Here is an 18,045-nt window from a genome sequence, read left to right on the forward strand (position 1 = left end):
ATTTCACTTCCGGGGACGTCGACGACGCTAACTTCCATGTAGGACATCTTGTGTCCCACATCCCTGCCAAGCTGAGTGTCATGAGCGACACACCGGCACGGTTGCTGAATCTCCTCTCCTTGCTCCAGACGCCCCGCGAATGGCCCGGCAGCGAGCTCGCCGAGCGGCTCGGGGTCAGCTCGCGAACGATCCGCCGGGACATCGAGCGGCTGCGGGACCTCGGATATCCGGTGCAGGCCTCGATGGGTGCGGAGGGCGGGTACCGGCTGGCCGCGGGCGCCGCCATGCCGCCCCTCGTCCTGGACGACGAGGAGGCCGTCGCCATCGCCGTGGGCCTGCGGGCCGGCGCCGGCCATGCCGTGGACGGCATCGAGGAGGCGTCGGTACGGGCCCTCGCCAAGCTGGAGCAGGTCCTGCCGTCCCGGCTGCGCCACCGCGTGGCCGCCCTCCAGGCCGCGACGGTGCCGCTCGTGGGCGGCGACGGCGCGAGCGTCGACCCGCGCACGCTGACGGTGATGGCCTCTGCCGCCACCGGGCACGAGCGGCTGCGCTTCGCCTACCGCACGGGCGACGGGACCGGGACCCGGCGGCTGGTGGAACCGCACCAGCTGGTCAGCACCGGGCGCCGCTGGTACCTCGTCGCGTACGACATCGACCGCGACGACTGGCGGACCTTCCGCGTCGACCGGGTCAGCGAACCGCTCGCCACCGGGGCACGGTTCACGCCGCGCGAGCTGCCGGCGGCGAACGCCGCCGAGTTCATGAGCCGGTCCCTCTCCCGCCTCCAGCCGACCTACCGGGTGGTGGCGACGCTGCACGCGCCCGCCGCGTTCGTCGCCGCCCGGCTGCAGTCCTCCCTCGGCACCCCGGTGCCGGTCGACGAGAACACCTGCCGGCTGGACGCCACGGTCGCGGACACCCTGGAGTGGGTCGCCTTCCGGCTCGCTCTGATCGACTGCGAGTTCGAGGTGCACGAGCCGCCGGAGCTGGTGGAGCATCTGCGTGAGCTCGGTGCCCGCATCACCCGCGCGGCGGGTGCGACAGGGCCATGACCCGTGCGCCCCGGCGGGGCACCCCGCCCGGCTTCGCGAACCCGCCGTCATGCTCGCAGACCGTAGAACGGCGGACCCGGCCGCGCACACCGCCGTACGGGCGCGATGGCTCCCGCACCGCTGTTCGGGCACCCCAGGACAAAGCCCCGGGCCCCGGGCAGGGAGAAGCGCCCGGGCAAAGGGAAGGGCCCCGACGCAGGGGGGGTAGCGCCGGGGCCCGGTCTATGGGGTTATGTCTAGGATATGCCCTTTTAGGCCGCCGCGTCGAAACCGGTGTCGTGAGCCATCTTCTTCAGCTCCAGCAGCGCGTGCTTCTCGATCTGCCGGATCCGCTCACGGGTGAGGCCGTGCTGCTTGCCGACCTCGGTCAGCGTGCGCTCCCGCCCGTCCTCGATGCCGTAGCGCGCCTTGATGATCGACGCGGTGCGGTGGTCGAGCCGGCTGATGAGATCCTCCAGCTCCTCACTGCGCAGCAGCGTGAGCACGGACTGCTCCGGGGACACGGCGGAGGTGTCCTCCAGCAGGTCGCCGAACTGGGTCTCGCCCTCGTCGTCCACGTGCATGTTGAGGCTGACGGGGTCGCGGGCCCAGTCCAGCACGTCACCGACGCGCTCGGGCGTGGAGCCCAGCTCCGCGGCGATCTCCGCGTGCTCGGGATCCCGGCCGTTCTCCCGGTTGAACTCGCGCTGCACCCGGCGGATGCGGCCCAGCTCCTCGACGAGGTGCACGGGCAGCCGGATCGTGCGGGACTGGTCGGCGATGGACCGGGTGATGGCCTGACGGATCCACCACGTGGCGTACGTGGAGAACTTGAACCCCTTGGCGTAGTCGAACTTCTCCACCGCGCGCACCAGACCGGCGTTGCCCTCCTGGATCAGGTCCAGCAGCGGCAGCCCGCTGCGCGGGTAGCGACGGGCGACGGCCACGACGAGGCGCAGGTTCGACTTGATGAAGACGTCCTTGGCGCGGGCACCCTCGGCGGCTATCGCCTCGAGCTCCTCGCGGGACGCGGACGCGGCCGCGGAATCGCCGTCGGGGCTCTCCACGAGGCCGTCGAGGAGCTGCTGGGCGTAGACGCCCGCCTCGATGGTCTGGGACAGCTCCACTTCCTTGGCGGCGTCGAGCAGGGGTGTACGCGCGATCTCGTCGAGGTACATGCCGACCAGGTCGCGGTCGGCGATCTCCCCGCCTACGGCGCGAACACTGCTTGCCCGCTCAGGCCCCTTGTCGGCGGTCTGACGGCGGGCGACGGCACGGGTTGCCATGCGTGCTCCCTTGCGATGAGTCGGTCGCGGGACGGGTGGGACCCCCGGCGAGCGCCCCGGAAAACCGGGGAGGACCCGGGAGACCCGAGAGGTACAGCCTCTTCTCGGGTGCCCCATCCGATGGAAAGAACGACTGGAATCCGGACAGAATTCCCGCGAGTCTTCTTCATTTTTCTGATCATGCAGTACCCTGTGCGGCCGCAGAGGGCGAGCAGGTGCCGCCGAGGCCGACGGAAGCGCAGGTCAGACCCGGTCCCGAGGCCGCCCTCGCCGCCCCTGCGGACCGCTGCCACCACGGGGCCCGTGAGACGGCCGTCACCTTCGACGCCACCTGTTCCCACACCGCCGGATCCCACCGGATCACCGGAGGAGTGCCGCCACTGGCTGCTCTCCTACCCCACAAGACGGCTCGTACCGCATTCCGGTTGCCCAAGACGTCCCGGAAAGCCGGATTCTCACCGTTACTGCTCGATGTCGGGCCACGTACTGCTCGATGTCGGCCCACGACGGTCCGCCCGTGATCGAGTTGCCGCCACCCGGGCGCGGGTGTGCCCTGGTGGGAAAGGGGTGGGGCGAGAGAGAGGAGCCCGCCATGCCGACGCACCCGGCTCTGCACGGACACCACCGTCACGAAGGCCCGGGCCCGGTCACCGGGATTTCGCACCACACCTCACGGTCCGCCTGGGCCGTGCCCGTCACCGGCGGTGTCGTCCTCGGTCTGTACACCGTCTTCCTCGCCGACGACAACGGCGCCTCCACGCCGCGCGCCTGGATGATCGGCGTCATCGCGGGGCTGGTCGCCATGGGCGCCGGATACGTACTGATCAAGGAGCGGGCCAAGATGATCGCCGAGGTCAGGGCCGCGGCGTTCGGCGCGCTGTTCGGCATCAGCCTCGGCTTCCTCTACAGCCTCACCCAGGTCTCGGTGCTGCGCGCCTCGCTGTTCGGGCTCTTCCTGGGCGGGGCGATGGCCGTGGTCTCGTACTACGTCTTCTACATGCACGAGCACTGAGGTCTCCTTGCCCGCACGAGCACCGAGCGGGCGGCAGCCCCTTCCCGGGCCCACCGCAAGGCAGTTCACCGGCCTCGGCCGCATTACGTCGGCCGGGGCCGGCGACGTGCCCGCTAGCCGAACTGCACCGACCGTTTCGCGAGCCCCATCCAGAATCCGTCGATGACGGCGCGCTGCCTGTCGAGTTCGTCCTCCGCGGCACCCAACGTGACGAAGAGCGGGGCGAAGTGCTCGGTGCGCGGGTGCGCCAGACGCCCGGCCGGGGACTTGTTCTCGAAGTCCAGCAGCGCGTCCACGTCCTGGCCGTCGAGGGCCTCGCTCCCCCACGCGTCGAACTCCGCCGACCAGGCGGGCGGCCCGGCCCCCGCGTGCCGCAGCGCCGCGAGGTTGTGAGTGAAGAACCCGCTGCCGACGATCAGCACCCCCTCGTCCCGCAACGGCGCCAGCTTGCGCCCGATGTCCATCAGCCGCCGCGGGTCGAGCGTGGGCAGGGACACCTGGAGCACGGGGATGTCGGCGTCCGGGTACATCTCCACCAGGGGCACGTACGCGCCGTGGTCGAGGCCCCGGTCCGGGATGTCCTGCACGGGCGTACCGGCGCCGCGCAGCGTCCTGCGCACCCGGTCGGCCAGCTCCGGGGCGCCCGGGGCGGCGTACCGGACACGGTAGTAGTGCTCCGGGAAGCCCCAGAAGTCGTGGACGAGCGGCAGCGTCTCCGTCGCACCGAGGGCGAGCGGTGCCTCTTCCCAGTGGGCGGAGATCATCAGGATGGCGGTGGGCCGGGGCAGCCCGGCGGACCAGGCGGCGAGCTGGCCGGGCCACAGTTCGTCGTCGGCGAGGGGCGGCGCGCCGTGGGAGAGGTAGAGGGCGGGCATCCGCCCGCCGGTCGGGGCCGGGGTCGCGGTGGCCGGCATGGACCCTCCAGAGTGCTCATACTTGAACTATCAAGCTCTATCCCTGACCCTAGCCCTACTTTATTTAAACTTCAAACATTCGCTTCGGAGGAAGCACGGATGAAACAGTGGATGGCATGACCAACCAATCCGCGGGGGGCCCGCCCGAGCCCCGCTGGCTCAGTGACGAGGAGCAGGCCGTCTGGCGGGCGTACCTGCATGCCACGACGCTCCTCGAAGACCACCTGGACCGCCAGCTCCAGCGCGACGCCGGAATGCCGCACGTCTACTACGGCCTGCTGGTGCACCTCTCCCAGGCGCCACGCCACCGGCTCCGGATGACCGAGCTCGCCCAGGACGCCAAGATCACCCGCTCCCGGCTCTCGCACGCCGTCGCCCGGCTGGAGAAGAACGGCTGGGTCCGCCGCGAGGAGTGCCCCTCCGACAAGCGCGGCCAGCTGGCCGTTCTGACGGACGAGGGGTACGAGATGCTGAAGAGGTCGGCCCCCGGCCATGTCGCCGCCGTCCGGGCGGCCATCTTCGACCGTCTCGCGCCGGAGCAGGTGGCCCAGCTCGGCGACATCTGCCGGACCATCCAGGCAGGTCTCCAGCCCGAGGGCGGCGACCTCCCGTGGACCCGCTGATGCGCTTAACCACCCTGCCCCGCCGGCTCACCGCCGGGCAACGCGAAGGCCCCCCGCCGTGACGGCGAGGGGCCTTGCGTGTGCCCGCGGGTCGGAAGACTCAGCCGATGTCCCCCACGGCAGTGCTCACTCGGACCCTCAGTGGGCCATGACCGGGATCTTCTCGACACCCGCGTCGGCACCGTCGCCCGCACCCGCACCGTCGGCCGACGGGCCGCCCTGGTGACCGGCGTTGACGAAGACGACCGCGACGGCCGCGGCCAGCGTGAGCAGGCCCGCGGCCCACCAGATGGCGATGGAGTAGCCGTGCACCATCGAGTTGAGCTGGAGCAGCTTCGGGTTGCCCGCACCCGCCTTGTGCGAGGAGGCGTACGCGTTGGTGGCACTGGTGGCGATGGTGTTGAGCAGCGCGGTGCCGATGGCGCCGCCGACCTGCTGCGAGGTGTTGACCATCGCGGAGGCGACACCGGCGTCACGGGCCTGGACGCCGTGCGTGGACAGGCTCATGGCCGGCATGAAGGCCGTACCCATGCCGAGGCCCATCAGGAGCAGGCCGGGCAGGACCACGAAGGTGTACGAGCTGTCCAGGCTGATTTGCGTGAGCAGCACCATGCCGAGGGCCGCGAGCAGGAAGCCCGGGCCCATCAGCCAGCGCGCCGGGACGCGGGTCATCAGCCGGGCGCCGATCTGCGTGGAACCGGCGATCATCGTGACGATCATCGGGAGGAACGCGAGACCGGTCTTGACCGGCGAGTAGCCCCGGACGACCTGGAGGTAGTAGGTCAGGAACAGGAACAGGCCGAACATCGCGATGGCGGCGAGACCGAGGGAGACGTAGACGCCGCCCCGGTTGCGGTCGGTGAGCACACGCAGCGGCAGCAGCGGGGCCTTGACCTTCTTCTCCACGACCAGGAAGGCGTACAGCAGCACCGCCGAGGCGATGAACAGGCCGATGGTCACGCCGGACGTCCAGCCGTCGGTCTCGGCGCGGGTGAAGCCGTAGACGAGCGAGACCAGGCCGAGGGTGGCCAGGATGACGCCGGGGATGTCGAGCTTCGAGGGGTTGCGGCTGCCGGCGGGCTCGTGGATCACGGCGATCGCGCCGAGTGCGGCGACGACGGCGAAGGGGATGTTCACGAAGAACGTCCAGCGCCAGTTCAGGTACTCGGTGAACAGACCGCCGAGGATGAGGCCGACGCCACCACCGGCACCGGCGATGGCACCGAAGATGCCGAACGCCTTGGCGCGCTCCTTCGCCTCGGTGAAGAGCACGGCGAGCAGCGACAGGGCCGCCGGCGCGAGCAGCGCGCCGAAGACACCCTGGAGGGCGCGGGCGCCCAGCAGCATCCCGGTGTTGACCGCGGCGCCACCGAGGGCCGAGGCGGCCGCGAAGCCGACCAGACCGACGACGAACGCGCGCTTACGGCCCCACAGGTCGGAGACGCGGCCACCGAAGAGCAGCAGTCCGCCGAAGGCGAGGGCGTAGGCCGTGATGACCCACTGCCGGTTGCCGTCCGAGATCCCGAGGTCGTCCTGGGCAGAGGGCAGCGCGATGTTCACGATGGTCGCGTCGAGGACGACCATCAGCTGGGCGAGGGCGATGAATATGAGCGCTTTCCAGCGCCTGGGGTCAGGAGTGGTGGCGGAGTCTTGCATGGAACGGCCTGCCTAAGTGGTGCGAAGGGCGGTACGAGGAGGGGGGTGAGGCGAAGTCAAAGGCGGTCGGGGCGGCGGGCGGCACGGCACTGGGAGGCTCGGCCGTCAAGGGCACGGCCCGGCCGCCGCACCGGACGGAACGAGGTATGACGCGGGTCATTGCTCCAGGGCTCGGATTCGCTGCCCAAGGGCTCGGGTGCTTACTTGTGGCGCAGGTCCTGCAAGGTCGCGGCGCAGCCGGGAAGGCGCGAACGCGCCGGTGCCATCAACCCGTCCAGGAACAGCTGGAGATGCCGGTGCACGAACTGGTCGAAGTTCACACAGCCACTGCCGGGCAAGGGCCTGGTGAGCTGAGTGAGGGCCACCATCAGGTCGCCGACGGCGATGTCGTCGCGCAACTGCCCGGCAGCGCGGGCCGCGGCCATCAAGGCCTCGGTGTCACGCTCGAGTCGGTCACGGGCCTCGACCAGGTCCGGGTGCTCGTGGTCGACGCCGTCGGCGAGCAACGGACAGAGCGCACCGATGCGCTCGTCGGCCGCGGCGTGGACGAAGCGCCTCAACGCGAGGAAAGCATCGGGCTCCTCAGCTCGTGCAGTCTCGGCCTGTTCCGCGATGCGGGCCATCACCGAGAGGGTGACATGGTGGATCAGCTCATAGCGATCCGCGAAGTGCCGGTACAGCGTGGCATTGCCGACCCCGGCCCGTCGAGCGATTTCATCGAGGTGGACATCGGCCCCGTGCTCGACGAGCGTCTCGCGGGCGGCGGCGATGATCCGCTCCCGGTTGCGCAGGGCGTCGGCACGGAGGCGGGGCTGCGGTGCTGCCACGGCGGGCACTCCTTTCGATGCGGTTCCGATCCGGTTCGGCTAACCGGGGAGAACTTCCCCGTTTGACGGGGACGCTTCGTTAAACGGGGAGATCCTCCCCGGATATTTCACCTCCGGTTGTGACGTGCGCCTCACCCGACCCGGTGGTCACCCATGCCCCATCTGCCGCACTCCAGCGGGCGGCCGTACACACAGCGACACAGGGTGGACACAGAGAGCGCCCGGGTTGCGGGTCGCGTGCGCCACGGAGGTGACCGACATGAAGTCCCTGGCCATGCTGGTCATGGTGATCACCGCGCTGGCGCTCACCTCACCCGTGCCCTCGTCGGCGGACGCGCCCCCGACGGTCGCCGAGGCCGACGCCGCCGGTCGCGCGCCGGACATGACGGGCCGGCCCCCCTCCGGCCCCTGCGCGCTCACCACGGTCACCAAGGACGTCTCCGAGGGCTCCCGCACCCCCCGCGGCTACGCACGCTCCAGCGGCACGGTCCGGGCGGTCACCTTCCTCATCGACTTCCCCGACGCCCCCGCCGAGGTCCCCCCGCATCGGCGCTACGCCGAGTTCTTCCCGGCCGTCACCGACTACTACCGCGCCAGCTCCTACGGCCGGCTGGACTACCGCTCCACCCCGGTCCTGCGCTGGATCCGCATGTCACGCCCCTACACGTCGTACGGACTGGAGCGCGGCGCCCCCTTCGACGTGGACCGCGACGACGGCTACCACGCCATCTCGCGCGAGATCCTCGCCGCGGTCGACCACATCGTCGACTTCCGGGACTTCGACCTCGTCAACGTCCTGGCCACGGCGAACGCCGGCCCGCCCGCCGTCGAGGACGTCCGGTCCGTGACCTTCGCCGGAACACCCACGGGGCTGCGCGCGGACGACGGCGCCCAGTTCAAGAACGTCTCCTTCATCTGGAGCACCCAGACCGGCAACAGCCCCTACCGCGTCCTCAACCACGAGAACGCCCACAGCTTCGGCCTCCCCGACCTCTACTACGCCCGCAACAACAACCCCCTGGACACCCCCGTCGGCCACTGGGACCTCATGGACGAGGACTGGGGCCCCTCCAACGACTTCCTGGCCTGGCACAAGTGGAAGCTCGGCTGGCTGGCCCCCGACCAGGTGCACTGCGTCGACGCCCCCGGCACCCGCACCCTGACCCTCACCCCCACCTCGGCCGACGGCGGCCCCAAACTGATCGTCGTCCCCCTCTCCCCCACCCGCGCCATCACCCTCGAAGCCCGCGCCCCCGGCCTCCTCGACCACACGGTCTGCCGCCCCGGCGTCCTCGTCACCACCATCGCCTCCGACATCCGCACCGGCTCCGGCCCGATCCGCACCTCGGACGCCACCCCGCACAGCCCCGGCTGCTACACCCACGACCTCAACGTGAACGCGCCCCTGAGCGACGCGACGTACGTGACGGGCCAGCGCTGCGCGGCGGCGGGCGTCACCATCGGGGTCCTGGGCCAGGACGAGGCGGGCAACTGGCAGGTAACGGTGAAGACCGACCCCCGCCGGGCATGACCCCACCGCCAAGATGCCCGGCACCCTGACCCGCCCACCCCACCACCCGCTACACTGACGGCGGCCCCGCCTCCGTAGCTCAGGGGATAGAGCACCGCTCTCCTAAAGCGGGTGTCGGCAGTTCGAATCTGCCCGGGGGCACATTGCCTGACCAGGCAAAACGCCTGACGAAAGCCCCCCGGACCCGGTCCGGGGGCTTTTTCGTCGACGCTCGGTTGGTGTGCGGGACGCCGATTTACGAGTGAGCACGTGATGGGCCCCTGCTGACGTCCTTCAACGTCGCCGCCCGTCCCCCACCGATGAATCTGTAGATCACTTCACATCATTACCGGGAGAACCCATGACCGTGAGCAAGAACATCAACAACCCCGTGGGCATGGGCGGCGGCCAGCGCAAGCGGCAGTCCCGCGCCGAACGCCAGAACAACGGCCCGCACCGCAACCTCGACCGCAAGGGCGCGGCCGACCAGAAGGCGGAGCTGATACGCAAGATGCGCGAGAAGGCAGCCGCAGCCGAGAGCGCCGGGCAGTCGGGCGACGACACCGCCCAGAGCTGACGCACCGCCGCCGCAGGGCGGCACCGCACGGGCCAGGGCCCGGACCGCGACGAGCGGTCCGGGCCCTGCTGCCGTAGCGGGCGGCTCGGGAACGCACTGCCGCCCCCGCGACGCGGCACCGCCATACTGACCCCATGACCCCGGACGACCTCAGGGCGACGTGCCTGCATCTGAACGGCGCCACGGAAGAATTCCCCTTCCCGCGCCACCCCGAGGTCTGCACCTTCAAGGTCGGCGGCAAGATCTTCGCCCTGACGACGCTCACCGCTTCCCCACTGACCGTGAGCCTCAAATGCGACCCGGAGCTCGCGGTGCGGCTCCGAGAGGCCCACCCGGAGATCGTCCCGGGCTACCACCTGAACAAGCGGCACTGGAACACGGTGACGCTGGAGGGCGGCTCCCTGCCGGACGCCTTCGTGCGGGAAATGATCGAGGACTCGTACGACCTCATCGTCGCCGCTCTGCCCCGGGCCACGCGTCTGCTGCTGGACTGGCCGGGAGAGCGATCCGAGCGGTCGGAGTAGCCTGGAATCACCGGCACCCATCGCGCCCGGAAACCGGTCCCTGCCCAAGGGATGTGAGCACCATGACGATCGTCATCAGCTTGGCCGTGATCGTCCTGATGGCCGCCGTAGTGGTCTTCGCGATCTACGCCTTGGAAGCCCGCCGCGACGAGCGCATCGTCGACTTCAAGTTCAGCGACGCCGTTCCCAACCTCCACGAGCGCCACGCCGACGAGGTCGACCACCCGGAGCGGCTCCACGCCCACCGGCACCACGGGCTCCACCTGCACGGCCCGTGGGGCGGCGGCCGGCACGCGTAGTACCGCTGTTCACCCTTTCCGGCCCTCGCATCGCGCGTCCGTCAGCCTCCGCACGGCATCCACGTCGCAGAGATCGCTTTCCCCCTCCGGCGGCGACAGCAGCCAGTGCGTACCCGGTGGCTCGGCACGGTGCGTGGCCGGCACCCCGAGGTAGTGGTCCCGGCCCAGACACTCGAAGCCGGGATCGGCCCACGCCTCGGCGGTACCGGGCGGTACGAGGGCGTAGTACCAACGCCGCGCCGGGTCGGCGATGACCGCACCGTGGATGCCCGCCCCATGGAAAGCCCGCTCGACGGACTGCCGCGACACAGCCTCGTCCGCCACAGTCGCAGCGAGGCCGTGGACGAGATCGGCGGGCAACCGGACCGCCTCGAAATGGATACCCGTGCGGATCACAGCGGGCTCGTCCCGCATCCACGCCTCACGGCCCAACGGAAGGATGTACCTCCCGCGAGATCAGCCACCGTGAGGAGAGCCTGTTCAGGGTCAGTCCCATGGGGTCGTCGGATCGTGTTTCGGTACTGGCTTTTTGGCCGCGTTTCCTGGTCACACCTGGATGATGGTGCTGCGCGACAAGCCTCAACTAGGCCTGCGGGCGGCCACTTCGCGGCCACTCGACGGCCATGTCCGGGAGTGCGACTCACGACACCTCAGACTCCAAGCACAGGCTCCAACGACGCACTGAGAGCTGCCAGGCTGAAACGGGGTTGGCGGTCGGGCGAAGCCGCGGCTCGTGGAGTGACCGCCGCGGGGCGGGAGGCCCTCGGCGACCCGCACTTCGAGGTGTCGTCCCGGACCTGGCGGAGGTGGGAGTCCGGTCGCCCCGGATGGCCACGCGAGGACTACGCGGTCGCGCTCCACTGCGCGTTCGGCCGTTGGCCCGAGGACCTGGGGTTCTCCGCTCCGGCCGGATGGATCCGCGCAGATCACCAGGAAGGGGCGCCAGCGGTGAATCGACGCGCGTTCGTATCGGTGACCGCCGCCGCCCTCACCGCCGGACCGATCGCACCGCGGCACGTCGACCCCGCCCTCATCGACTACTTCGAGCAGCAGCTTGAGGGCCATTACCGCGCGGACATGCTGCTCGGCCCGCACGACCTCATCGGCACCGTTTCCGCACAGTACGAACTCATCGATCGCCTGGTACGTCCGGCCACAGGCGAGACCCGCCGGGGCCTGCTGCGGGTGGGCGCCGCCTACGCGGCACTGGTGGGCTGGCTCTACCAGGACGCCGGCGACCTCGGGGGCGCCTCGTTCTGGCGTGGGACGACACAGGAGATCGCGATGCGGTCCCGGGATCCACACCTGATTGCCTACTCGCTGGTGAACCAGGCACAGGTGCGCACCGACCTAGGCGACGGGCACGGAGTCGTCGATCTGTGCGAGGCAGCCCTCGACGGATCCGGCCGACTCGCTCCGAAGGTCAAGGTGATGGCCCTCCAGCAGCAGGCACACGGCGCCAGCCTGATCGACGACCGCGCGGCCGTCGACCGCCTCATCGACCAGGCCGACGAACTCCTCGCCCGAGTCGATGACGACCTTCCCTGGGGCAATGCCTGTCGGCGTACACCGGGTTACCTCGAAGTGCAGCGGGCGACCTGTTACGGCCGACTGGGGCTGGGCGCCGAGGCCGACTCCCTGTGGAGGCAGGTGCTCAGCATCGTTCCGACGACGGCACGGAGAGATCGCGGTGTGTACCTGGCCCGCCATGCGACGGCAGCGGCGATCGCGCGGGACCCGGACCACGCCGTCGCGATCGCACGTGAGGCGGTACGGATCGCGGTCGACACTGGATCGGAGCGAATGCGAAGAGAGTTGACGTCGCTGCGGCACGCGATGAGCCCGTGGCACGATGCTCCCGTAGGGCACGACCTCGACAAGGTCCTGGCGCCTGTGGCAGCGAGGGGATGACGTGGCGGAGGCAATCGTCCCACTGACGGACACGGAGATCACGGAGCACCTGAGGGAGCTTCCCGGCTGGCAGCGGTCGGGGGATGAGATCACCCGCACCTTCGGTATCCGGTATCACGGAGGCGTGGCGCTGATCGTGCACGTCGCGGACGTCGAGCGGCTGATCGGGCACCATGCGGACATCGACCTCCGCTGGGACCGGGTCCGCTTCGGCATCACCACCCATGACGCGGGCCACCGGCTCACTGTCGCGGACTTTGACTTGGCCAGGCGCATCGACGCGATCGCGGCAGCTCACGAGGCCCGTCCGGTTTGAACGTCGGAGGGTGCAACTGCCCACCTGAAGTGGACGGGCAGCCTTCGCTCTCGGTGGACCACCGGTACATCCCCGCGGGTGCGGGGAGCAGTACGACTGCCATCAACCGCGACGCGCTCCCTCGGGTGCATCCCCGCAGACCGGGGGGGAGCAGTCAGAGCATGCGTCACCGGTCTGGATGGATTGGGGTCCATCCCCGCATACGCGGGGAGCAGCAGCTCAGGGTCTCCACCCGGGCCGCCGGCACCTCGGGGCCACCCCGCGGGCGCGGGGAGCAGGCTTGCGTCGCATTGGCCGGGGTAGTGAAGGTGGGTACAACCCCGCATGCGCAGGGAGCAGGGTCATGGGGAACCTCTTGGGTGGTCGGAGTGGGGGCCATCCCCGCAGGGCGCGGGGAGCAGTACGTCGACGAGGTCACCCTGCTGCCCGAAGCGGGTCCATCCCCGCATGCGCGGGGAGTAATGCTTTCGGGCGCAGCCCAGCGGACTGTGCCAGGGTCCATCCCCGCGGGTGCGGGGTGCAGGGCCCACAGCAGAGTGGTCGCGGATCGCGGTCAGGGTCCATCCCCGCATACGCGGGGAGCAGACGCCCAAGCAGGGTCCATCCCCGCGGGGCGCGGGGAGCAGCGATTCGCCCCCTTGCCGTCCTTCACGGTGCCGGGTCCATCCCCGCGGGCGCGGGGAGCAGAACCGCAGCTCCGCAGCCCGGGGCATCCCGAGGGGTCCATCCCCGCATGCGCGGGGAGCAGGCTTCTGCTGGCGCACCGAGCAACCCGACGTGGGGTCCATCCCCGCATACGCGGGGAGCAGCGGCTGGGGTCGTGCACCTCAATACGCACCCAGGGTCCATCCCCGCAGGTGCGGGGAGCAGGTCATCGCCCAGGGGCGCGATTACCGGGAGACGGGTTCATCCCCGCATGCGCGGGGAGCAGACCTGCTGGGCACCACTGGACGATTCGCCCTCGGGTCCATCCCGCCTGCGCGGGGAGCAGCTCACGCGGGTGGTCGTGTTCGGCGCGGTGCTGGGTCCACCCCCGCGTGCGCGGGGAGCAGGCACAGGACGTCCTCAAGGGGCTGACCGACGCGGGTCCATCCCCGCGGGCGCGGGGAGCAGGAGGAAGTCACCGAGCAGCAGCTGCGGAACCTGGGTCCATCCCCGCGTTGTCCACGGACACGCGGTCATCCGGGTGAGCGGACATTGCACCTCTTTGTGGGCGGACAGTTCATCTCCTTGTGCGGTGTGACTTTTCGTCCCTCGACTGGCTCAGTGCAGTGGCTTGACGCCCTTGCCCGTGGTTGCCTGGGTGAGCCGGAGGCTGCTGCCCTCGGTCAGGACGATGTGCGCGTGATGCAACAGCCGGTCGACTGCTGCCGTGGCGAGCGTCTTGGGCATGATCGAGTCGAATCCCGACGGATGCAGGTTCGAGGTCACGATCACGGACCTGCGTTCGTAGGCGGCATCGATCACCCGGTAGAACGCCTCGGCGGCGGCCTGGCCGGACGGCAGCATCCCGATGTCGTCCAGGATGATGAGGTTGGCCCGGGTGATCTTCGCGATCGCCTTCGCGACGGAGTTGTCGACGGTGGCCCGGCCGACGTGGGCGGTCAGCGATTCGAGGCTGAACCAGGCGACTTGCATGCCCCGGTCGATGGCCTTGTGGGCCAGGGCCTCGGCGAAGTGGCTCTTGCCGGTGCCCGACGGGCCGGCGATGGCGAGGTTCTCCGACCGGCCGACCCATTCCAGCGTCATCAGGGCCTGCTGGGTCGGAGCGGGGATGGAGGAGTCCTCCTCCCGCCAGGAGCTGAACGTCTTGCCGGTGGGCAGGTTCGCCTGCTTGCGGTGGCTGCGGCGGGTCGCCGCCTCCCGGCCCTTGATCTCCTCTTCCAGCAGGATCCGCAGCACTTCGGCCGGGTCCCAGCGTTGCGACCGGGCGGTGGCCAGCACGTCCGGGGCCGCCTTGCGCAAGTAGGGGAACCGCATCCGCTTCAGGACGGATTCCAGATCGGCCGGGATCGGCGGCGGGGCCGGTGAGGAGGGGACCGGAGACGGGGCCGGGACGGGCTGGTCGGTTTCCGGGTCCAGCAACGCGATGCCGGTCATGGAAGATTCCTTTCTGCCGGGCCGCCGTTGCGGCCGAAGTCAGCCCAGGCGGAAGTGCCGGGCTGAACGGAGTGGGCCTCGTCGGCGACGACGAGGTCGGCGGGACGGACGCCGGACTTGCGATGCTGGACGATGGAGAGCAGGTCGTCCTCGGCGAATCGGCCCGCGGTCGCGGCAAGCCCCAGCGACATGTCGACCTCGGCGACACTGACCAGGGCCGCGAGCTCGACGGCGGCGGCCATCTTCACCCGCATCCGGGTGGTCCCCGCCGCAGCGGCCTCGATCAGCCAGGACTTCGCCCCGGGACCGAGCGCGAGGAAGGCTTCCTCGGCGGCATCGACGGGCCGGGGCCGCGGCGGCTTCGGTGAACCGTCCATCTCCTGCGGGTGGTTGGGATAGTGCTCGGCGAGGATGACCGGACGGCCGGGCAGAGCGATCTCGTGCCGGGCGACTTCCGCCAGGCCGGCCGGGCCCTGCATCCATTCCGGCCGGTGAGCCAGCTTCGACAGGTCGGCCACGACGACCAGCTCGTCGCCGTCGACCCTCACCCAGGCTTCCTGGCCGACCAGCCCGGACGGCGTCGAATAGCGCACGGACCCGAAACGGACGGTCTGGTCCCGCAGCACCTGTCTCGACTCGCCCAGCGCGAGCGTGTGAGGCGCCGGCGGCAGCGGATGCAGCCTGGTCCGCTCGACGTCGAGCATCGAGGACGGAGCCTTGCCCGTCTCGCGGTGGGTCCGGTTGTTCACCGTCTGGCAGAAGATCGCGCACTCGCCGCGGAGCTCGGCGAACGAGTCGTACTCCTTGCGGAGATTCGCCGTCGTGGGCACCAGATCCGCCTTCGCGATGCGGACCGTCGCCTCCGACCCGCCTTTGGACTCGGGATCGAAGGGGACACACGTGTGAACCTGCATCCCGTAATGCCGCCCCGTCGCGACGACTTGGGGATGACGGACCGCGATGCCGGCGACCCGGTCGATCGTGACCGTCTTCTCGTTGTCGGTCAGCGCATAGGTCGGCGCCCCGCCGATCGCCCGCAAGGTCGAGTCGATGCAGGTCACCAGCGTCGGCAGAGTCCGGTCCCAGGTCGGGATCACCACCCGGAACCGCGACCAGGCCAGCCACGCGCAGAACAACAGCGTCACGCGGGGCTCACCGCCGCCCGGGCCCGGGACCTTCGGCCCCCAGCCCCAGTCGAACTGCAACCACAGCCCCGGCTCGGTGATCCAGGGCCGATAGGTCCGCTGGTTCCCGGCCCGCCAGGCTTCCTTCGCCTTCGCCACCGCCCGCCGGGTCGTGCGCTCATCACCGGTGAACCCCAGCAGGACCAGGCGGTCGTGGAGCTTGTCGGCCCGCACCCTGCCCTGCGATCGGTCGACCCACTCCTCGATCTTCGGCATGAACGGGTCGATCATCTTCGGCCGGCGGACGAGACCGGTTGGCCGACCGGTGTCCCTCATCCGTGCGTAACGTCGCACGGTCTTGGGATCGACCCCCGCCAGCGCAGCCGCGGAATGCGCACATTCAGTGGCGTCCAGGGCCTCGAAGATTTCCATGATCTCCCTGTCAGACTTCTTCAACGTCCCTCCGGGTGGTCGGTCTCAATGCCAGGCAGCACTGAGCCAACCCCCGGAGGGATCGTCTGTTCGGAACCGACACGAATGGGTCCACGGAGAGGGAGATCAGCTGTCCGCCCAGCGGGGGCCGTCCCGTCCGCCTACAAGGATCTTGCGCTGTCCGCTCTCACGCGTGCGCGGGGAGCAGGTCTGGGCAGGGGTGTGCTGGGGCATGATGAGAGGGTCCATCCCCGCGTGCGCGGGGAGCAGTGATGGCCAGGCAGGTATGGGACTTGATCGGCAGGTCCATCCCCGCGTGCGCGGGGAGCAGGCGAGGACCCTCTTGTACTGGCAGCCGGTGATGGGTCCATCCCCGCGTGCGCGGGGAGCAGAGGGCGATCTCGCCCTCGGACGGCCACAGGGCGGGTCCATCCCCGCGTGCGCGGGGAGCAGAGCGCACCGCCTCCTTCCGCTGGTCCAAGACCAGGTCCATCCCCGCGTGCGCGGGGAGCAGACTCCACGACCTGCACCTTCATCCCCACCAGGCAGCGATTCCAAGCACTTCCACCGATTCACCCATTCCAGACATCAACCCCACCCACCCCTCACCTCCCACCAAACCGCCGCCGCTTGGACGCCTTGCTCCACCCCTGCTTCGGAGCCGGTGGGGCAGCAATCTGATCGCTGGGCCGCCGGATCAGGGTCAGGCCCTCGTGGTCCACCGGATGCCACTTGTGGTCGTGGGTCTCGAATGTGAAGCCCTGCTCGGAATTGGTGCTGTACGCCAACAACGCACGCCCATTGCCCGCGTATTGCCTCACCTCGTCCCACAGGGCCTCGCGAACCCTCGCCGACGGGCCTCCGATGAAGACGCCCGGGGAGATCTCCAGTAGCCACCGGGTCAGAAATCCGCGCAGCCCGACCGGGCACTGGGTGAGGACGATGACCGTCACCAGATCACCCCGTCCGCGTAATTCCGCCCGGCCTCCACATCCACGCCGCGGTCGGACTGCAAGGTCACCCGGTCTTCCAGGTCACCCATGCCCTCGCCAGCCACGGTTTCGGGGAGCAACAGCCGCTTGATGTCGTCCACGCAGCGTTCAAGGAGACGGGTCCCATTGACCTTGTCGCGAATGGCCCTACGGGTACGCGTGCCGACCACGTCCTCCCCTTCCGCCGCGACGTCGAAGGCCACGGGGATACCGATCTCGGTCTTGTAGAGATCGGCGATGTCCAGGACGAAGGACAGCTCATGGCCGGAGTGGATGAAGCCCAGCCCGGGGCTGCAGCCCAGCCCGGCCACCACCGCTTGGGCGATTCCGTACATACACTGCCCCGCTGCCGACACGGCCTGGTTGGGGGCGTCTCCCGAGGCGAAGTCGCCAGGAGTGAAGCGACGGCCGCGCCAGGGGACTCCGGTGCGGGCGGACTCCTTGCGGTAGCAGTCCTTGACGCGCCGGCCTTCCCGGCCGAGGAGCTCGTGGCGGGTGAGCCCCGCCGGGTCGTCGTCGGGGAAGCGCAGGCGGTACATGGCACGGGCCACTTCGAGCCGGGTGCGGCGGTTGGCCCACTGCGTGGCTTGTGCCTCGACCAATGCCGACGAGCGGGTCAGTGCCCGGCCGCCTGCATAGAAGCGCACACCGTTCTCGCCCACCCATACCACTCCCGCACCGCTCTCACCCAGCACGCTCATCGCCTGGTGGGTGATGCGCGTGCCGGGACCGAGGAGCAGCGTCCCGATGGTGGCGGACGGAATGTGGGTGGTGCCTTGGCCGTCCTCCGCCGTGATCGCGTTGGCCTCGCGGTGGACGACGCATCGTTCCAGGTAGACGAAGGAGAGCCGGTCACCCACCCGTGTGAGCTCGCGTGGGGTGGAGAGAGGCCTCTTACTGACCGTGGTCAT

The 18,045-nt window shown here is 69.9% G+C and carries 18 protein-coding genes, 1 tRNA gene and 1 CRISPR repeat array; of the genes, 10 read left to right on the top strand and 9 right to left on the bottom strand.

Annotation, left to right across the window (positions count from 1 at the left end):
• Positions 1–80 precede the first annotated feature (80 nt).
• Positions 81–1,052, top strand: a complete 972-nt coding sequence (locus JO379_RS14260) for a helix-turn-helix transcriptional regulator (protein ID WP_130879102.1) — start codon at positions 81–83, stop codon at positions 1,050–1,052.
• Positions 1,053–1,303: 251 nt separating this feature from the next.
• Here the strand turns inward: JO379_RS14260 and JO379_RS14265 are convergent, their stop codons facing one another.
• A complete protein-coding gene (locus JO379_RS14265) occupies positions 1,304–2,317 on the bottom strand; it encodes a sigma-70 family RNA polymerase sigma factor (RefSeq protein ID WP_130879101.1) in 1,014 nt (337 codons plus the stop codon).
• A 592-nt stretch (positions 2,318–2,909) separates the two neighbouring features.
• Here JO379_RS14265 and JO379_RS14270 point away from each other — a divergent pair.
• Positions 2,910–3,329: a hypothetical protein gene (locus tag JO379_RS14270; RefSeq protein ID WP_130879100.1), complete on the top strand. Its 420-nt coding sequence runs from the start codon at positions 2,910–2,912 to the stop codon at positions 3,327–3,329.
• 113 nt (positions 3,330–3,442) lie between these two features.
• Here the strand turns inward: JO379_RS14270 and JO379_RS14275 are convergent, their stop codons facing one another.
• A complete protein-coding gene (locus JO379_RS14275) occupies positions 3,443–4,243 on the bottom strand; it encodes a dioxygenase family protein (protein WP_372449081.1) in 801 nt (266 codons plus the stop codon).
• Between the two features lie 116 nt (positions 4,244–4,359).
• Between JO379_RS14275 and JO379_RS14280 the strand changes: the two genes are divergently transcribed.
• Complete coding sequence (locus JO379_RS14280) at positions 4,360–4,866, top strand: MarR family winged helix-turn-helix transcriptional regulator (protein ID WP_130879099.1); 507 nt, start codon at positions 4,360–4,362, stop codon at positions 4,864–4,866.
• A gap of 138 nt (positions 4,867–5,004) precedes the next feature.
• Here the strand turns inward: JO379_RS14280 and JO379_RS14285 are convergent, their stop codons facing one another.
• Both JO379_RS14285 and JO379_RS14290 read right to left on the bottom strand, forming a co-directional pair.
• On the bottom strand, positions 5,005–6,522 hold the full coding sequence (locus JO379_RS14285; protein ID WP_209515191.1) for an MFS transporter: 1,518 nt from the start codon (positions 6,520–6,522) through the stop codon (positions 5,005–5,007).
• 200 nt (positions 6,523–6,722) lie between these two features.
• Positions 6,723–7,349, bottom strand: coding sequence for a TetR/AcrR family transcriptional regulator (locus tag JO379_RS14290; protein WP_130879097.1), 627 nt, complete (start codon positions 7,347–7,349; stop codon positions 6,723–6,725).
• Between the two features lie 259 nt (positions 7,350–7,608).
• Between JO379_RS14290 and JO379_RS14295 the strand changes: the two genes are divergently transcribed.
• From JO379_RS14295 to JO379_RS14315, 5 genes are all read left to right on the top strand, one after another.
• Positions 7,609–8,880 (top strand): M6 family metalloprotease domain-containing protein, encoded by a 1,272-nt coding sequence (locus tag JO379_RS14295; RefSeq protein WP_209515193.1) that lies wholly within the window; start codon positions 7,609–7,611, stop codon positions 8,878–8,880.
• A 68-nt stretch (positions 8,881–8,948) separates the two neighbouring features.
• A tRNA-Arg gene (locus JO379_RS14300) sits at positions 8,949–9,021 on the top strand.
• 199 nt (positions 9,022–9,220) lie between these two features.
• Entirely contained in the window at positions 9,221–9,436 is a 216-nt protein-coding gene (locus tag JO379_RS14305; RefSeq protein WP_209515195.1) for a DUF6243 family protein, read from the top strand.
• 134 nt (positions 9,437–9,570) lie between these two features.
• A complete protein-coding gene (locus tag JO379_RS14310; protein WP_209515197.1) occupies positions 9,571–9,960 on the top strand; it encodes an MmcQ/YjbR family DNA-binding protein in 390 nt (129 codons plus the stop codon).
• Between the two features lie 62 nt (positions 9,961–10,022).
• Entirely contained in the window at positions 10,023–10,259 is a 237-nt protein-coding gene (locus JO379_RS14315) for a hypothetical protein (RefSeq protein ID WP_130879093.1), read from the top strand.
• A 9-nt stretch (positions 10,260–10,268) separates the two neighbouring features.
• Here JO379_RS14315 and JO379_RS14320 read toward each other — a convergent pair whose 3' ends face one another.
• Positions 10,269–10,655, bottom strand: coding sequence for a hypothetical protein (locus tag JO379_RS14320; protein WP_209515199.1), 387 nt, complete (start codon positions 10,653–10,655; stop codon positions 10,269–10,271).
• Between JO379_RS14320 and JO379_RS34345 the strand changes: the two genes are divergently transcribed.
• Together JO379_RS34345 and JO379_RS14330 are read left to right on the top strand one after the other, a co-directional pair.
• A complete protein-coding gene (locus JO379_RS34345; RefSeq protein WP_505016582.1) occupies positions 10,635–12,170 on the top strand; it encodes a helix-turn-helix domain-containing protein in 1,536 nt (511 codons plus the stop codon). The two genes, JO379_RS14320 and JO379_RS34345, sit on opposite strands and share 21 nt — an antisense overlap.
• 1 nt (position 12,171) lies before the next feature.
• A complete protein-coding gene (locus tag JO379_RS14330; protein WP_209515203.1) occupies positions 12,172–12,486 on the top strand; it encodes a 4a-hydroxytetrahydrobiopterin dehydratase in 315 nt (104 codons plus the stop codon).
• Positions 12,487–13,749: 1,263 nt separating this feature from the next.
• Here the strand turns inward: JO379_RS14330 and istB are convergent.
• From istB to cas1e, 4 genes are all read right to left on the bottom strand, one after another.
• The gene (gene istB / locus JO379_RS14335; protein ID WP_245381325.1) at positions 13,750–14,586 is read right to left on the bottom strand and encodes an IS21-like element helper ATPase IstB; all 837 of its coding nucleotides are present in this window, start codon (positions 14,584–14,586) and stop codon (positions 13,750–13,752) included.
• A complete protein-coding gene (istA, locus tag JO379_RS14340; protein WP_209513316.1) occupies positions 14,583–16,142 on the bottom strand; it encodes an IS21 family transposase in 1,560 nt (519 codons plus the stop codon). The genes istB and istA overlap by 4 nt, the downstream gene beginning before the upstream one ends.
• 242 nt (positions 16,143–16,384) lie before the next feature.
• A CRISPR array of direct repeats spans positions 16,385–16,656; the repeat unit is 28 nt; unit sequence GGTCCATCCCCGCGTGCGCGGGGAGCAG.
• A gap of 91 nt (positions 16,657–16,747) precedes the next feature.
• Entirely contained in the window at positions 16,748–17,095 is a 348-nt protein-coding gene (gene cas2e, locus JO379_RS14345) for a type I-E CRISPR-associated endoribonuclease Cas2e (protein ID WP_209515204.1), read from the bottom strand.
• Positions 17,092–18,045 (bottom strand): type I-E CRISPR-associated endonuclease Cas1e, encoded by a 954-nt coding sequence (gene cas1e, locus JO379_RS14350; protein ID WP_209515206.1) that lies wholly within the window; start codon positions 18,043–18,045, stop codon positions 17,092–17,094. Before cas1e ends, cas2e begins: the two co-directional genes overlap by 4 nt.

The organism is Streptomyces syringium (assembly GCF_017876625.1).
Taxonomy (GTDB): Bacteria; Actinomycetota; Actinomycetes; order Streptomycetales; family Streptomycetaceae; genus Streptomyces; species Streptomyces syringius.